Below are 15,089 nucleotides of genomic sequence, written 5' to 3' on the forward strand. Positions count from 1 at the left end.
TGACGATGGAAAAGGTATCGCGTCTCAGCGGCGTAAACTGTGAATGAGCAGATTTTCGGGAGTCGACATGCAGGACGATCTTTACGGCGCCATTGTTATCAGAGGGGCGCGCGAGAACAATTTGAAGAATGTCTCGCTCGACATTCCCAAGCGGCGCATCACCGTCTTCACCGGCGTCTCCGGTTCGGGCAAATCCTCGCTGGTCTTCGGCACCATCGCCGCCGAAAGCCAGCGGCTGATCAACGAGACCTATCCCGCTTTCGTCCAGCAGTTCATGCCCAGCTATGGCCAGCCCGATGCCGACCAGCTGGAAAACATCTCGGCCGCCATCATTGTCGACCAGCAGAGGCTGGGCGGCAATTCGCGCTCGACGGTCGCCACCGTCACCGACGCGGCGCAGATGCTGCGTGTGCTGTTCTCGCGCCTGGCCGAACCCAGGCTCGGGCCGCCGGGGCTTTACTCCTACAACGATCCGCGCGGCATGTGCCCCGATTGCGAAGGCATAGGCCAGGTCGCGGCCATGGACATGTCCGCCGTGATCGATGAGAGCAAGTCGCTGAAAGGCGGTGCACTGCTGCCCAAGGATTTTGCGGTCGACAGCTGGTACTGGGAAATCTACGCCAATTCGGGGCTCTTCGATCTCGACAAGCCGATCAAGGACTATTCGGCCGAGGAGCGCGAAAATCTCCTTCACCTCGATGACGGCCGCAAGATCAAGGTGGGCAAGATCGGGCTGACCTATGAGGGCGTGGTCGCCAAGCTGAAGAAGGGTCTCGGTTCGAAAGATCCCGAAAGCCTGCAACCCCATGTGCTGCGCGAATACGAGAAGATTTTTACCCGCGCCATCTGTCCCGCCTGTTCCGGCACCCGCCTCAATGAGGGCGCGCGGACCAGCCTGGTCAACGGTAAATCCATCGCCGAGCTTTCGGCCATGCAGGTGTCCGATCTCGCCGTGTTCATTCGCGCGCTTCGAGCGCCGCAGGTGGGGCCGATGCTGGAGGCACTGGCGCTGCGGCTCGAAAACCTCGTCACTATCGGCCTGGGTTATCTTAGCCTTGATCGCGAAAGCTCGACTCTTTCAGGGGGCGAAAGCCAGCGGGTGAAAATGGTGCGGCATCTGGGCAGTTCGCTCACCGACATCACCTATGTCTTCGACGAGCCCTCGGTGGGCCTGCACCCGCACGATGTGGGGAGTCTGGCGACGCTGATGACCCAGCTCCGCGACAAGGGCAATACGGTGCTGATCGTCGAGCACAAGCCCGACATGATCGCCATTGCCGACCATGTGGTGGACATGGGACCGCTGGCCGGCTCGCGTGGCGGACAGGTGGTCTATGAAGGCGATTTTGCGGGCCTCCTGTCGTCGGGCACGCTGACCGGCAATCACATGAAAAAGCACCAGCCGATCAAGGAAACTGTGCGCAAGGCGTCGGGCGAGCCACTGAAGATCGAGCACGCCAAGGTCAACAATCTGCGCGACGTGTCGGTGGATATTCCGCGCGGCGTGCTGACCGTGGTCAGCGGCGTGGCGGGGTCTGGCAAGTCGAGCCTGATCCAGGGGTGCCTCCCAGCGGCCTATCCCGACACCGTCATCATCGACCAGAACCTTGCGCGCGGCTCGCGCCGCTCCAATACGGCCACCTATACCGGCATTCTCGATGGCGTCCGCAAGGCCTTTGCCAAGGAAAACGGGGTGGAAGCCGCGCTGTTCTCGGCCAATTCCAAGGGCGCCTGCCCGGACTGCAACGGGCTCGGGGTGATCTATACCGACCTCGCCCATCTCGACCCCATGGTGACCACCTGCGAGACCTGCGAGGGCAAGCGCTTCCTGCCCGAAGTGCTCGAACACAAGCTGCGCGGCAAGTCGATCGCCGATGTCTATGAGATGAGCATCGAGGAGGCCGCGGCTTATTTCACCGAACCGGCTCTGGCGAAAATCGTGCAGGGCCTGGTGGATGTGGGTCTCGGCTATCTGACCCTCGGCCAGCCGCTCTCGACCCTGTCGGGTGGCGAACGCCAGCGCCTGAAGCTCGCCGCCGAACTGGGCAAGAAGGGCAATATCTACGTGCTCGACGAGCCCACCACCGGCCTTCACATGAACGACGTCGATACGCTGATCGGCCTCTTCGACCGGCTGGTCGATGCAGGGTCCACCGTCATCGTCATCGAGCACAATCTGGACGTCATCTCCCGCGCCGATTGGGTGATCGACATGGGGCCGGGTGCGGGGCACGATGGCGGCAGGGTGCAGTTCGAAGGCGTGCCGGGGGATTTGGCGAAGTCGTCGGGCTCGCTGACGGGGCAGTTTCTGGCGGGGCGGGGCTGAACCCGGCACCCCTGTTCATCGTCACCACCGGGCTTGTCCCGGTAACGAAAGGTGGGAGGGCTGTGCAAACCACCGCGCCGCCCTCGGGCCTGACCCGAGGGCCGCTCACCACGGGCACATTGTGCCTGTTCGGCGTGGTCCTCGGGTCGAGCCCGAGGACGGCATCGTGGTTGGCGACACTCGGCGCAAATAAAGCACAAGAGGCTCACGGCCAGGCCGCATAGGACCCGCTGTCGCGCACCTGGTTCATCGCCGCATCCTGCCGGTATTGCCGTGGCGATTTCCCGCTCAGCCGTTTGAAAAATCGTGAAAAATAGGCTGGGTCGTCAAAGCCGAGATGGGCGGAAATCTCGGAGATCTGCAGCCCCGAATTTTCCATCATCTGCCTTGCCTCGGCAAAGAGCCGCGCATGGATCAGGCCGAGCGGCGTCTGCCCGGTGGCGCGTTGTACGGCGCTGGTCAGGCGGTCGACGCTGACCCCCAGATAGCGGGCATAATTGGCCACCGACCAATGGCTGCGCATCTGCTGGTCGACCATGGACAGGAAGTTGCTGACAATGGTGCGCGGCGCCGGGCGCGCGGTGGTGGGTGCGAGGTCCGAAGTGCGCCAGAGGAGGATCGCGACGATCGCCAACTGGTGCCGCACCATGTCCTGCGAGCCCGAGGCATTGGAGCGCAGTTCCTCGGTCATCAGGGTGAACAGCGTTGCCAGCCGCGCCGCCACGTCGCGCTCGATGCGCGTACCCAGCTGGGGCCTGAGGGCGAAACGGCGCATGTCCTCGGCAATATTGCCGGGCAGGGCAATCTGACCCAGGGCCGCGTCGGACATGGTGAGCCAGGCCCCGCGCGAGCCGGCCAGCAGCAACAGTTCGGCCCGCTGGCTGGCGGGGATCCAGATGAGATTGGGCGCCTGCAATGGCGTCGTTTCGCCTGCCGTGGTCACCGTGCCCGAGCCTGATATCAGGACGAAGACGCAGTTCTGTCCGCCCGGCATTGTCCAGCGGGCGGTATCGAGCGTCGTGGCAATCACTTGCCCGTCGAGTTCGCGAGCGAGATCGACCAAAGGCCGAAACCCGAGACTGGTGTCAGGCTTGCGCATTTTCCCCTCCGAAACCCGGAAAAAGTACAAGTTTCTCCGCAAAAAGTCTATTCGTGACCGGCCATGCACCCGTGTAGCGTTCGCCCAGTGGCCGGAGAACAGTCAAACGCTGCCCGGCACAGCTGGCCCGAAACAGGGCCCAGAGGAGGAACCCATGACTGTGTTTTCCCGCAGGTCCGCCCTGCGTGCCATCGGCCTTGCCGCGACCCTGCTCGCCAGCGTCGGCGTCGCCGCCGTCTCCGCTCAGGACCGCACTTCGGTCAAGATCGGCTATGCCATTTCCAAGACCGGCGCCAATGCCGGTGGCGCCGGCATCACCACCCTGCCCAATTATCAGCTCTGGGTGCATGAGGTGAATGAAGCCGGAGGTCTCGAAATGCCCGACGGCAGCCGCCTGCCCATCGAAGTCATCGAATATGACGACCGATCCTCGTCCGAGGAAGTGGTGCGGGCCGTCGAGCGCCTCGCCACCCAGGATCAGGTTGATTTCATTCTTGTGCCCTGGGGCACCGGCTTCAACCTCGCCGCCGCGCCGCTGTTCGACCGTTTTGGCTATCCGCAGCTGGCCGTGTCGGCCGTGACCGACAAGGCCCCCGAATTCGTGCAGCGCTGGAAGAAGAGCTTCTGGCTCCTTGGCGGCGGCCATGACTATACCGAGACCCTGTCGAAAATCCTCACCGACCAGCAGGCAGCCGGCACCATCAATGGCGATGTCGCGGTGATTTCGGTGGCCGACGGCTTTGGTATCGACCTGATCAATGCCGCCCGCCAGTCCTTTGCCGATGCCGGGCTCAACATGGTCTATGACGTGACCTATCCGGTCGGCACCACCGACTTCACGCCCATGCTCAACGAAGCCGCCGCCTCCGGTGCCGACACATTCGTGGCCTTCTCCTATCCGCCCGACACCTTTGCCCTGACCCAGCAGGCCCAGGTCGCCGCCTACAATCCCAAGGTCCTCTATCTGGGTGTGGGCACCGGCTTCCCGGTCTACCAGGCCAATAATGGCGACAAGATCGAAGGCATCATGAGCCTTGGCGGCATCGACGTGAACAACGAGGCCGTCATGGACTATCGCGCCCGCCACACCGAATTCATCGGCCAGGCGCCGGACTGGTGGGGTTCGGTGATCACCTATGCGAGCCTTGAAATGCTCGAAGAGGCGATCAAGCGTCGCGGCCTCGATCGCGAAGCGGTCTCTGAAGAACTCTCCACCGGCACGTTCGAAACCGTGCTGGGGGAGACCAAGCTCGAAGACAACCAGCTGCGCCAGCTGTGGTTCGGCGGTCAGTGGCAGGGCGGCAATTTCGTTGCCGTCGCTCCGTCCGACCGTGAAGGCGCGGTCGCCCCGATCCTGCCCAAGGCCCCCTGGCCGGCAAACTGATTGAACTCTTATGACGGGGTACCCCCCACCCCCAACCCTCCCCCTGATAGGGGAGGGAGCTGGGCCGGTGGCTCGACTCTTCTCCTCCCCCTACTTCAGGGGGAGGTTGGGTGGGGGTGTACCTTGCGAACCCAGGAACGACCTCTCCCAAGCGAGGGAAGCCGTTCCGCTGACGTAGAACGATCAGTAGACGCGTCGGCAGCGGGAGAAGGAACAAAATGATCTCGACACTGATAACCGGGCTGGTGCTGGGTGGCACCTATGCGCTGGTGGCGATGGGGCTGACGCTTCAATACGGCATCTCGCGCATCATGAACCTCGCCTATGGCGAGATCCTGATCTTCGCTGCCTTTGCCGCCTTCCTGCTGTTCTCCACTTTCGGGATCAACCCGATCCTGGGCCTCGGCATCATCCTGCCGGTCGCCTTCATTGCAGGCTATGTCATCTATGGCGTGATGATGCAGCCGCTGGTCACCCGCTCGAAAAAAAGCGGCACGCTGGAAGTGGATTCGATCCTCGCCACCTTTGGCCTCCTGTTCGTCATCCAGGGCGTCATGCTGGTGGCCTTCGGATCGAACTATACCAGCTACAATTATCTCAACTTCGGCATCAACGTGCTGGGCACCAATATCGCGGCCAATCGCCTTCTGGCCTTTGCCCTCGCCGTCATCATCGGCGCAACCCTGTTCCATGTGCTGACCCGCACCCGCTGGGGCACCACCATCCGGGCCATCGCCGTCAATCCCAATGCCGCGCCGCTGGTGGGCATCGACGTGGCCAGAACCGCCCGCTTCGCCTTCGCGCTGGGCACCATGCTGGCCGCCTCGGGCGGGGTGATGATTTCGATGTACCAGACCTTCAATGCCTCGATGGGCGTGGTCTTCACCATGAAGGCGCTGGTCATCGTCATCATGGGGGGCCTGGGCAATCTCATGGGCGCGCTGGTCGCCGGCCTGTTGCTCGGCGTGGTCGAAACCCTTGTCGCCACCTATGTCGATCCGGGCCTGACGCTCGCCGCTACCTATTGTCTCTTCCTCGCCGTGCTCCTGTGGAAGCCCGCGGGCCTGTTCGGAAAGGTCGCCGGACGATGACCCGTGCTGCTGTCTCGATTGTCCTGATTGTACTCGGCCTTGCGGCGCTCGCCTGGCTGCCGTCTCAGGCCGGCGCCTATGGTGTCGGGCTGCTTCTCGGCATGACCGGTTATGTGGTGCTTGCCAGCGCCTGGGCGCTGTTTTCCGGCCCCACCCGCTATGTGTCACTGGCCACGGTCGCCTTCTTCGGCATCGGCGCCTATACGGTCGCGGTGCTGAGCGAAGTCCTGCCCTATTGGGCGGTGCTGCTGGTGGCCGCAGGCATCGGCCTTGCCGTGGCTCTGGTGGTCGGGCTCGCAACCTTGCGGCTGGCCGGGGTCTATTTCGTCATCTTCACCTTTGGCCTGGCTGAACTCATCCGCCAGCTCGTCACCTGGTATGAGGTCAATGTCACGGGCACTTTGGGCCGCTACATCTTCCTGCCGATCAGCCCGGAACAGATCTACTGGCAATTGCTGGCGCTCGCCGCGCTCACCATCGGCATCGGCTGGTTGATCGCGCGCTCGCGGCTGGGCCTCGCGCTCAAGGTCATCGGCGATGACGAGACCGTGGCCGCCCATACCGGCATCAATATTGCGGGGGTGAAACTCGCGCTCTTTGCCACCAGCGCCACCATCATCACGCTGGTGGGCGCCATCCAGGCGCCGCGCTGGACCTATGTCGAACCGTCCATCGTCTTCAATCCGACGATCTCCTTCCTGACGCTGATCATGGCCCTGCTCGGCGGTGCCAACCGCCTCTGGGGCCCGGCACTGGGGGCGATCCCGCTCTTCCTGCTGTTCGAATGGCTCAGCGCCAATTTCCCCAGCCACTATTCGATCATCCTGGGCCTGATGTTCATCGCCATCGTCTTCGTGGTGCCGCGCGGCGTGCTGGCGGGGATCGAGGATCTGATGCAGCGCATGAAACGCAAGGGGGAGGCAGCCTGATGACCACGCTTCTCGATATCCAGAACCTGCGCAAGCAGTTTGGAGGCCTGACCGCGGTCAACGATGTCAGCTTCTCGGTGGCCGAAGGCGAGACGGTGGCGCTGCTCGGTCCCAATGGCTCGGGCAAGACCACCGTGATCAACATGATTTCGGGCGCCCTCGCTCCGACTTCGGGTTCCATCATGCTGGCCGGCGAGAACATCGCCGGGCTCGCCCCCAATCGCATTGCCCACAAGGGCATTGCGCGGACCTTCCAGCTGGTGCGCATCCTGCCCTCGCTGAGCGTCGCTGAAAATGTGATGGCGGCTTTGGCCTTCCGACCCAACCATCTCTGGGGCCAGGAAGCGCGCGACCGGGCCGAGCAATTGCTCGCCGAAGTGGGCCTGGGCGGCCGCGGCGATGAGCATGCCAATGACCTCACCTATATTGACCAGAAGCGCATGGAACTGGCGCGGGCGCTGGCGGCCGAGCCGCTGCTGCTGCTGCTCGACGAATGGCTTTCGGGTCTCAACCCGACGGAATTGCGGGTCGGCATCGACCTCATCACCTCGCTGGGGCGGCGCGGCATGACCATATTGCTGGTCGAGCACATCATGGAAGCGGTGCGGGCGCTGTGCAGCCGCGCCGTGGTGATGAATGTGGGGACCAAGATCGCCGACGGACCGACTGCAGACGTCCTGGCCGACCCGGCCGTGATCGCCGCCTATCTCGGAGACGGCCATGCTTGAAATCAGCAACCTCTCGCTGCGATATGGACGCCACCTGGCGCTCAACCAGGTCGCGCTGCGCATTGCCGAGGGCGAAACCGTGGTCATTCTCGGCGCCAATGGCGCGGGAAAATCCTCGCTGCTCAAGGCCATTGCCGGCCTCGCCGGGGCGGAAGCCGGTTCGGCTGTAACGCTTGATGGCCAATCCATCCTCGGCACCAGGCCGCATCTCATTCCCGAAGCCGGCATCGCGCTGGTGCCGGAAGGTCGCGGCGTGTTCGGTGACCTCAGCGTCGAGGAAAACCTGCGCCTGGGCGCCAATCCCAAACGGGCGCGCGCCGGCGAGACGGAGCGCCACGCGCTGATCTACGATCTCTTTCCGCGCCTTGCCGAACGCCGGACCCAGCTCGTGCGCACCATGTCGGGCGGCGAACAGCAGATGGTGGCCATCGGCCGTGCGCTGATGAGCAATCCGCGTTTCCTCATGCTCGACGAGCCGAGCCTTGGCCTGGCGCCGATCGTCGTCACCGAATTGTTCGGGGCCTTGCGCCGCGTCAAGGAGACGGGCGTTGGACTCTTGCTGGTCGAACAGAATGTGTCGATCTCGCTCTCCATTTCCGATCGCGGCTACCTGATGGAAGCGGGCCGCATCACCGGTGAAAACACGGCCGAGGCGCTCAAGACCGACGCGGCCGTACAACAGGCATTCCTTGGCGGCGCTGCCGCCCAAAAGCAGTAAGGAGAAGAGCCATGGACCAGCTGGGCCTGCTCATTGACAATGAAGACCAGAAGGCGACGGGCGGCGGCGTCTTCGAGCGCATGAACCCGATTTCAGGCGAAGTGGCCACCCGCGCCGCGGCCGCCACCGTGGATGACGCCCAGCGCGCGGCCGATGCCGCTGCGGCAGCCTTCCCCGAATGGTCAAGGACCGTGCCCAGGGAGCGGCGGAAAATCCTGCTCAGGGCGGCTGACCTGCTTGAGGAGAAGGGCCCGCTCTTCGTCGCGGCCATGGGCGCCGAGATCGGCGCCACCGCCGGCTGGGCCATGTTCAACGTCATGCTGGCCGCCGACATGCTGCGCGAGGCGGCCAGTCTCGTCACCCAGATCAAGGGCGAGATCATTCCCTCAAATCGTCCGGGCTCGACCGCCATGGCGGTGCGCCAGCCGGCCGGCGTGGTGCTGGCCATGGCGCCGTGGAATGCGCCGGTCATCCTGGGCGTGCGCTCGCTGGCGACCCCGCTGGCCTGCGGCAATACGGTGGTGATGAAGACCTCCGAACTGTGCCCGCGCACCCATCGGCTGATCGTCGAGACGCTGCTCGAAGCGGGCCTGCCCAAGGGCGCGCTCAATGCCGTGTCCAACGCGCCGCAGGATGCGGCTGAGATCGTCGAGGCGCTGATTGCCCATCCGGCCGTGCGCCGCGTCAACTTCACCGGCTCGACCCGCGTCGGTCGCATCATTGCCGAAAAGGCCGGCCGGCATTTGAAGCCGGCCCTGCTCGAACTGGGCGGCAAGGCCCCGTTCATCGTGCTCGATGACGCCGATCTCGATGAGGCCGTCGCCGCCGCTGCCTTCGGTGCCTATATGAACCAGGGCCAGATCTGCATGTCGACCGAGCGGATCGTGGTCGACAATACCGTCGCCGACAGCTTTGTCGAAAAGCTTGCCGCCAAGGCCAAGACCCTGGTCGCCGGCGACCCCGTCAAGGGCCAGACGCCGCTGGGTTCTGTGGTCGACCAGACGGCCGCCACGCGCCTCGACCAGCTGGTCAAGGATGCCGTGGCCAAGGGCGCGGTGCTTGCCGCCGGCGGCAAGATCGAGGGCACGCTGGTCGATGCGACACTGCTCGACAAGGTCACGCCCTCGATGCGCATCTATGCCGAGGAATCCTTTGGCCCTGTCGTGACCGTTGTCCGCGTCGGCTCCATCGACGAGGCCGTGCGCGTCGCCAATGACACCGAATATGGGCTCTCCTCAGCCGTCTTCGGCAAGGACGTCAATCGGGCGCTGGCCGTGGCCCGCCGCATCGAAAGCGGCATCTGCCACGTCAATGGCCCGACCGTGCATGACGAGGCGCAGATGCCCTTTGGCGGCGTTAAAGCCTCGGGCTATGGCCGGTTCGGCGGTAATTGGGGCATTGCCGAGTTTACCGAACTGCGCTGGGTGACCGTGCAGGACGGTCATATCCACTACCCGATCTGACCATCATGGATTTGCTCGACGGAAAAATCTCTGTCATCACCGGCGCGTTCCGTCCTCGGGCTTGACCCGAGGACCTCTGTGCACCTGCACAGTGCATGTGGATGGAGCGAGCGGCCCTCGGGTCGAGCCCGAGGGCGGTGCGGCTTTCTTGGCGACTGCCAGGTCAGCCCATTGGCCTCCTGCACCCTACCGGAACAGCGAATTCACATAATCCGCGCCGATGCCGACCTTGTCATAGTGCTCGCGGCACATGGCGATGTAGTTGTGGACGTCGAAGAAGCCATTGGGTTCGCCGTTTTCGTCCAGCCAGATCAGCGGCCCGGTGACGGTGAAGAACACGCGCATCGGCTCTTCGTGTTCGTAGGCGACCAGCGTATGGCCCTCGCCGGGCGTCTCGTAGACGAAGTCGCCCTTGGTGGCGGTCCAGTCGTGTTCGAGATAACCCCACTTGCCCGACAGCGTCAGCGCGAAGACTTCGTGCGGGTGATAGTGGCGGTTTACCAGCCCCGCCTTCTTGGCCATCAGGATGTCGCACCACTTGTTCTGCGTCGGTGAAATCCACAGCGGGCGCGAGGACACTGTTTCGGTAAAGGGCACGTAATAGCGCTCGTCCTCGGTCGGCGCATTGGCCAGATAAACCTCGGGCAAGGCATCGGGCTGGAATACCCTGGTGATGGGCTTAAAATCCTTCCAGAATTCATTCTTTGCAATTTCGGGCATCGGGGCCTCCTCTTCTTCTTGTTTGCGCTTCAGTTGCGCATGGTCACGTCGAGCAGCGCGAGAGAGCGATGCTCGGCGATATGGGCGAGCGCCAGGGGCAGGGCCCCGGCGAGTTCGGCTGATGTGTTGACCTTTTGTGCAAAGGCGCGGCTGGCGCGGGCCACCTGCACGAAATCGGGGCTGGGCGAGAGCGCGGTCAGCGGCATCTGGTTGGCCTTGGCGGCAAAGCCATCGGGATAGATGTCGGTGACCGAATGGCGCACGGCGGCCCATTCATTATTGTTCATGACGACAACGAGGAGCGGCAGCTCCAGCGCTTCTGCGATCTGGTGGCAGGCGACCGGATTGGCGAACATGTAGGAGCCGTCGCCCATGGTGGCGACCACCAGCCGCTCGCGGTCGGCCAGCTGCATGCCGAGCGCTGCCGGGAAGGACCAGCCCAGACCGCCGGCATGGGGCTCCTGATACCAGGCCTGGTGATGGCAAAGCGTCATGGCGCTCATCGGGCAGCCGCGCTCGGAAAGGAGCATGGCGTTGCGCCCGGCAATGGCGTCGGACACTGACTTCGCCACATAGTCGGCGCTCATCACTCCGTCGCGGCCGGCTTCGGCATGGGTGAGTGCGGCTTGCCGCGTTTGGGCAGTCTTCGCCATGATCTGTGCGCGGCGGTGTTCCACGCTCTGGCCCGGCGGCAATGGCTCCAGCGCCTCTGCTAGCGCCAGGATCGCCTCGGGCAATTCGCTGACCATGGACAAGTCGGACCGAAAATTGCGGATCGGCGTGCGGGCTTTCAGCGGGTCCGGGCCAATATGGACCACATGGGCATCGTCCCTCACCGCATGGGCCTGCTGCGACCAGGGCGCGAGACTGTCGAGGACGATGACCAGATCGGCCTGCTCCAGAAGCGCCTTGGGATTGGCTCCGGCATGCATGGTGTGATCGGTGGGCAGAGCCAGTTGCACGGCCCAATACTGACAGACCGGAATGGCCCAGCGATCCACCAGGGCGGACAGTGCAGCAAAGGCCTCGGTCGAACCGGCGCCATGCTGGGCGAAAATGACCGGGAACTTTGCGTCGGCGATCCGCCGCGCTACCGCGGCGATCGCTGCGCTGGAGGCGGACACTTTTGCCGGCTGCATGCAGAGGGGCCGCGCGACATCGGGACCTGCATAGGCTTCGCACAGCACTTCGCGCGGCAGGCTGACATAGACCGGGCCCTTGGGTGTCGAATTGGCGATGGCATAGGCGCGGTCGGCCAGTTCCCCCACCTGCTCGGGGAAGCGCAATTCATAGTCCCACTTGCTCGCCTCGCGCACCAGCGCGGTCTGGTCGCGCATTTCCTGGCCCCAGCCGATGGGCACAGTGCGGGCGCCGAAGCGGCCGGCCTCGGTCACGGGCGTGCGGCCGGAAAACAGCAGCACCGGCACATTCTCCACGGCAGCATTGACGGCCCCGATGGCGCAATTGGCGAGCCCCACATTGGTGTGGGCCATCACCACCTGCGATTTTCCGGTGGCGAGGTAATAGCCATGCGCCATGCCCATGGCCGCGCCTTCATGCGGCATGACCAAAGCCTGCGGCAGTGGCACGCTTTTCGCGGCGGCCTCGGCGAGGCCCTCGATGATCGGCGGAAAGTCCGTGCCCGAATTGGCAAAGATATAGTCGACGCCAATGGTCTTCAGCCGGGCGAGCAGGGCGCCACCGGCGGTGAGAGAGGGTGTTTGATGTTCCATTTATCTATTATAGTTTTGCACATTCCACTAAAAGCGTGGTTTTTGTGCTACCACCTGTCAAGCAGCGCACCGGGCGTGAGCGAAAAGGCCGGATTTCCGCGAGAAATCGGTGACCTATGCGCCGGGTGGGAGCGGTGGGCGGTGGGTTGGAGGCGCGTCCCTGGGTCAGAGTGGGTGACGGGTTTGTCTATTATTGAGAAGTGGAGTGGCGCTTGGCGCAGCAGCTCAACAATTCTGTGGCGCGGGCCTTTGACATTTTGCGGCTGCTCGGACGCGGGCGGCCGCGCATCAGCGTGGCCGATGTGACGCGGGAGCTGGGGCTCAACGCGATCACAGCCCATCGCTTCCTGAAAACGCTCGAAGCCGAGGGGGCGCTGGTACAGCTGGCCAAGGGCAGCTATCGGCTGGGCTATGCGCTGGTCGATCTGGGCGACCGGGCGCGCGACGAGGACCGGCTGGGCCAGTGGCTGCAACCGGTGCTCGATGACCTGACCACGGACCTCGGCGAGGCGAGCATGGCGACCATTTATCAAGCGGGCATGGTGGTGTGCATTGCGCGCGCCATGCCGCCACGCAGCCTTTCAGTGGACATTCGCGTGGGCGACCGGCTGGAAGCCTATTGCACGGCGCATGGCAAGCTGTGGCTGGCCCATGTCAGCGCCAGCGAGCGGTCGCGTTATCTCAAGACGGCGCGGCTCGATGCCATGACGGGTCGGACAATCACGCATCCGCTGCAATTGCAGGACGAGATCGCTACGGTAGGTCAGCGCGGCTATTCCTATAATATGGGCGAGCGTGAAGACGGCATCACCGCCGTGGCTGTGCCGGTGTTGACCGATGGCGGACGCATGGTGGCGGGGCTCTCCATGTTCGGCCCGAGCTCGCGGATCGACAGGGCGGCCCTGGACCGGGCGCTCGACCGCTTGCAGGTTGCGGCAAGGGAGGCGTCGCTGCTGCTCTATGGACGGCGTCTGACTGCCCCCTTGTCGAAATGATAGTTATGTAGCATAACTAAATTCATGAGGGAGGAGACTCATGGACCTGGCGACGACGCCGATCCGCCCGGTGCGGCTCGGCAGCATGGCAGCGAGCGCTGAAAAGCGTGCTGATGGCACGACCATCATCCGGCCGATCGAGGCCCTGGGCGCCTATCCGCGCGCCATGGTCGATGCACTGAAGGATTGGGCGGCAAGGACGCCGGACACGGTGCTGATCGCCGACCGCGACGGCGAGAGCTGGCGCGAACTGAGCTATGCGGATGTGCTCTCCCGCATTCCCCCGCTGGCGCAGGCCTTGCTCGATGCCGGCCTCTCGCCCGAGCGGCCGCTGATGGTGCTCTCGGGCAATGAGATCGAGCATTTCCTGCTGGGGCTGGCGGCCATGTGGGTGGGCATTCCCTATGCCCCCATCTCCCCGGCCTATTCGCTGGTCTCGACCGATTTCGGCAAGCTTCGGCACATTGCCGGGCTGCTGACGCCGGGCCTCATTTATGCCAGCGATGGGGCAAAATTCGCGCCTGCCATTGATGCAGTGTTCGGCGCCGACATTCCGCTGGTGGTGCGCACAAACCCCATCGAGGGGCGCGCCGTCCGCCGCTTTGACGATCTGCTCAGAACGCCTGTTACGTCGGCAGTGGCGGCGGCACATGATGCGATCACGCCCGATACGGTGGCAAAAGTGCTGTTCACCTCGGGCTCCACGGGCCTGCCCAAGGGGGTGATCACCACCAACAGGATGATGGCGTGCAATCAGCAGATGATCCGGCAGGCCTTGGCTTTTCTGGAGGACGAGCCGCCCGTACTGCTCGACTGGATGCCCTGGAACCATGTCGCCGGCGGCAGCCACAATACCGGCATCGCGCTCTACAATGGCGGCAGCTTCTATATTGACGACGGCGTGCCGACCCCGGCGGGCATTGGTCGCACGCTGCGGAACTTGCGGGACGTGCAGCCGACGGTTTCGACCAATGTGCCCAAGGCCTATGAATTCCTGGTCGCCGCGTTCGACGAGGACCCGGAGGTGCGGCGCAACTTTTTTGCCAAGCTCAAGATCCTGCAATATGCGGGCGCCAGCCTCTCCCAGCATGTCTTTGACGGGCTGGACCGCTCGGCGCGAGCAGAGCTGGGGCAGCGGGTGATGCTCATTACCGGCTATGGCTCGACCGAAACGGCGCCCTTTGCCTTCACCACCACCTGGCCGGTGACCGAGGCGGGCCATATCGGCCTGCCGGCAGCGGGCATGGAAGTCAAACTCGTCCCCAATGCCGAAAAGACCGAGATCCGCCTCAAGGGCCCCAATGTCACGCCCGGCTATTGGCGCGACGCCGACAAGACCGCGGAGGCCTTTGACGAGGAAGGCTTCTACAGGATCGGTGACGCGGTGCGCTTTGCCGATCCTGACGATCTGGGCAAAGGCTTCGTCTTCGACGGCCGCGTCACCGAGGATTTCAAGCTCTCCACCGGCACCTGGGTCAATTTTGCCGCCGTCCGCGCGTCGGTGATCGGTGCCTGTGCGCCGCTGATCCGCGACGTGGTGCTGACCGGAGCCGACGATAATTTTATCGGCGCGCTGATCTTCCCCGATCTGGCCGCCTGTGCCCGCCATGCCGGCCTGCAAGCCGATACCGATCCTGCCGTCCTTCTCGCCCATCCTTCGGTGCGCGAGAAATTTGCAACGAGTCTCACCGCACTGGCCGAGAAATCCACCGGCAGTTCCAACCATGTGGCGCGGGCGCTGGTGATGGACGAAGTGCCCAGTATCGACAAGGGCGAGGTGACCGACAAGGGCTCGATCAACCAGCGCGCCGTGCGGACGCACCGCTCGCAACTGGTGGCGCAGCTCCATGCCGAAACCACCGGTCCCGACATTTTCATTCTGCCGCGAAAAGGCGCCTGACCC

Annotated in this window: 12 protein-coding genes; 9 read left to right on the forward strand and 3 right to left on the reverse strand. The window is 64.0% G+C overall.

Annotated features, from left to right (window positions below):
- Positions 1-67: 67 nt before the first annotated feature.
- On the forward strand, positions 68-2,326 hold the full coding sequence (locus MQW79_RS15220) for an ATP-binding cassette domain-containing protein (RefSeq protein ID WP_476585316.1): 2,259 nt from the start codon (positions 68-70) through the stop codon (positions 2,324-2,326).
- A 205-nt stretch (positions 2,327-2,531) separates the two neighbouring features.
- Here MQW79_RS15220 and MQW79_RS15225 read toward each other — a convergent pair whose 3' ends face one another.
- The gene (locus MQW79_RS15225; RefSeq protein ID WP_476585317.1) at positions 2,532-3,425 is read right to left on the reverse strand and encodes a helix-turn-helix domain-containing protein; all 894 of its coding nucleotides are present in this window, start codon (positions 3,423-3,425) and stop codon (positions 2,532-2,534) included.
- Positions 3,426-3,579: 154 nt separating this feature from the next.
- Between MQW79_RS15225 and MQW79_RS15230 the strand changes: the two genes are divergently transcribed.
- The 6 genes from MQW79_RS15230 to MQW79_RS15255 all read left to right on the forward strand — a co-directional run bounded on the left by MQW79_RS15230 (position 3,580) and on the right by MQW79_RS15255 (position 9,738).
- Positions 3,580-4,809: an amino acid ABC transporter substrate-binding protein gene (locus MQW79_RS15230; RefSeq protein WP_476585318.1), complete on the forward strand. Its 1,230-nt coding sequence runs from the start codon at positions 3,580-3,582 to the stop codon at positions 4,807-4,809.
- Positions 4,810-5,027: 218 nt separating this feature from the next.
- Positions 5,028-5,900 (forward strand): branched-chain amino acid ABC transporter permease, encoded by an 873-nt coding sequence (locus MQW79_RS15235; protein WP_476585319.1) that lies wholly within the window; start codon positions 5,028-5,030, stop codon positions 5,898-5,900.
- Positions 5,897-6,829: a branched-chain amino acid ABC transporter permease gene (locus tag MQW79_RS15240; protein WP_476585320.1), complete on the forward strand. Its 933-nt coding sequence runs from the start codon at positions 5,897-5,899 to the stop codon at positions 6,827-6,829. The genes MQW79_RS15235 and MQW79_RS15240 overlap by 4 nt, the downstream gene beginning before the upstream one ends.
- Positions 6,829-7,557 carry an ABC transporter ATP-binding protein gene (locus MQW79_RS15245; protein ID WP_476585321.1) on the forward strand — a complete coding sequence of 243 codons (729 nt, stop codon included), beginning with the start codon at positions 6,829-6,831 and terminating at the stop codon, positions 7,555-7,557. Before MQW79_RS15240 ends, MQW79_RS15245 begins: the two co-directional genes overlap by 1 nt.
- Positions 7,550-8,275 (forward strand): ABC transporter ATP-binding protein, encoded by a 726-nt coding sequence (locus MQW79_RS15250; protein ID WP_476585322.1) that lies wholly within the window; start codon positions 7,550-7,552, stop codon positions 8,273-8,275. The genes MQW79_RS15245 and MQW79_RS15250 overlap by 8 nt, the downstream gene beginning before the upstream one ends.
- Positions 8,276-8,286: 11 nt before the next feature.
- A complete protein-coding gene (locus tag MQW79_RS15255; RefSeq protein WP_476585323.1) occupies positions 8,287-9,738 on the forward strand; it encodes an aldehyde dehydrogenase in 1,452 nt (483 codons plus the stop codon).
- Between the two features lie 186 nt (positions 9,739-9,924).
- Here MQW79_RS15255 and MQW79_RS15260 read toward each other — a convergent pair whose 3' ends face one another.
- Both MQW79_RS15260 and MQW79_RS15265 read right to left on the reverse strand, forming a co-directional pair.
- The gene (locus MQW79_RS15260; RefSeq protein ID WP_476585324.1) at positions 9,925-10,458 is read right to left on the reverse strand and encodes a 2,4'-dihydroxyacetophenone dioxygenase family protein; all 534 of its coding nucleotides are present in this window, start codon (positions 10,456-10,458) and stop codon (positions 9,925-9,927) included.
- Between the two features lie 29 nt (positions 10,459-10,487).
- Positions 10,488-12,191, reverse strand: coding sequence for a thiamine pyrophosphate-requiring protein (locus MQW79_RS15265; protein WP_476585325.1), 1,704 nt, complete (start codon positions 12,189-12,191; stop codon positions 10,488-10,490).
- 212 nt (positions 12,192-12,403) lie between these two features.
- Between MQW79_RS15265 and MQW79_RS15270 the strand changes: the two genes are divergently transcribed.
- Both MQW79_RS15270 and MQW79_RS15275 read left to right on the forward strand, forming a co-directional pair.
- On the forward strand, positions 12,404-13,186 hold the full coding sequence (locus MQW79_RS15270) for an IclR family transcriptional regulator (RefSeq protein WP_476585326.1): 783 nt from the start codon (positions 12,404-12,406) through the stop codon (positions 13,184-13,186).
- A 40-nt stretch (positions 13,187-13,226) separates the two neighbouring features.
- Positions 13,227-15,086: a feruloyl-CoA synthase gene (locus tag MQW79_RS15275; RefSeq protein WP_476585327.1), complete on the forward strand. Its 1,860-nt coding sequence runs from the start codon at positions 13,227-13,229 to the stop codon at positions 15,084-15,086.
- Positions 15,087-15,089: the final 3 nt, after the last annotated feature.

The organism is Devosia sp. Micro-HW1, assembly GCF_056341075.1.

Coding starts and splice junctions, on each gene's coding strand:
- MQW79_RS15220 (WP_476585316.1), top strand. CDS start 68: ATGCAGGACGATCTTTACGGCGCCATTGTTATCAGAGGGGCGCGCGAG.
- MQW79_RS15225 (WP_476585317.1), bottom strand. CDS start 3,425: ATGCGCAAGCCTGACACCAGTCTCGGGTTTCGGCCTTTGGTCGATCTC.
- MQW79_RS15230 (WP_476585318.1), top strand. CDS start 3,580: ATGACTGTGTTTTCCCGCAGGTCCGCCCTGCGTGCCATCGGCCTTGCC.
- MQW79_RS15235 (WP_476585319.1), top strand. CDS start 5,028: ATGATCTCGACACTGATAACCGGGCTGGTGCTGGGTGGCACCTATGCG.
- MQW79_RS15240 (WP_476585320.1), top strand. CDS start 5,897: ATGACCCGTGCTGCTGTCTCGATTGTCCTGATTGTACTCGGCCTTGCG.
- MQW79_RS15245 (WP_476585321.1), top strand. CDS start 6,829: ATGACCACGCTTCTCGATATCCAGAACCTGCGCAAGCAGTTTGGAGGC.
- MQW79_RS15250 (WP_476585322.1), top strand. CDS start 7,550: ATGCTTGAAATCAGCAACCTCTCGCTGCGATATGGACGCCACCTGGCG.
- MQW79_RS15255 (WP_476585323.1), top strand. CDS start 8,287: ATGGACCAGCTGGGCCTGCTCATTGACAATGAAGACCAGAAGGCGACG.
- MQW79_RS15260 (WP_476585324.1), bottom strand. CDS start 10,458: ATGCCCGAAATTGCAAAGAATGAATTCTGGAAGGATTTTAAGCCCATC.
- MQW79_RS15265 (WP_476585325.1), bottom strand. CDS start 12,191: ATGGAACATCAAACACCCTCTCTCACCGCCGGTGGCGCCCTGCTCGCC.
- MQW79_RS15275 (WP_476585327.1), top strand. CDS start 13,227: ATGGACCTGGCGACGACGCCGATCCGCCCGGTGCGGCTCGGCAGCATG.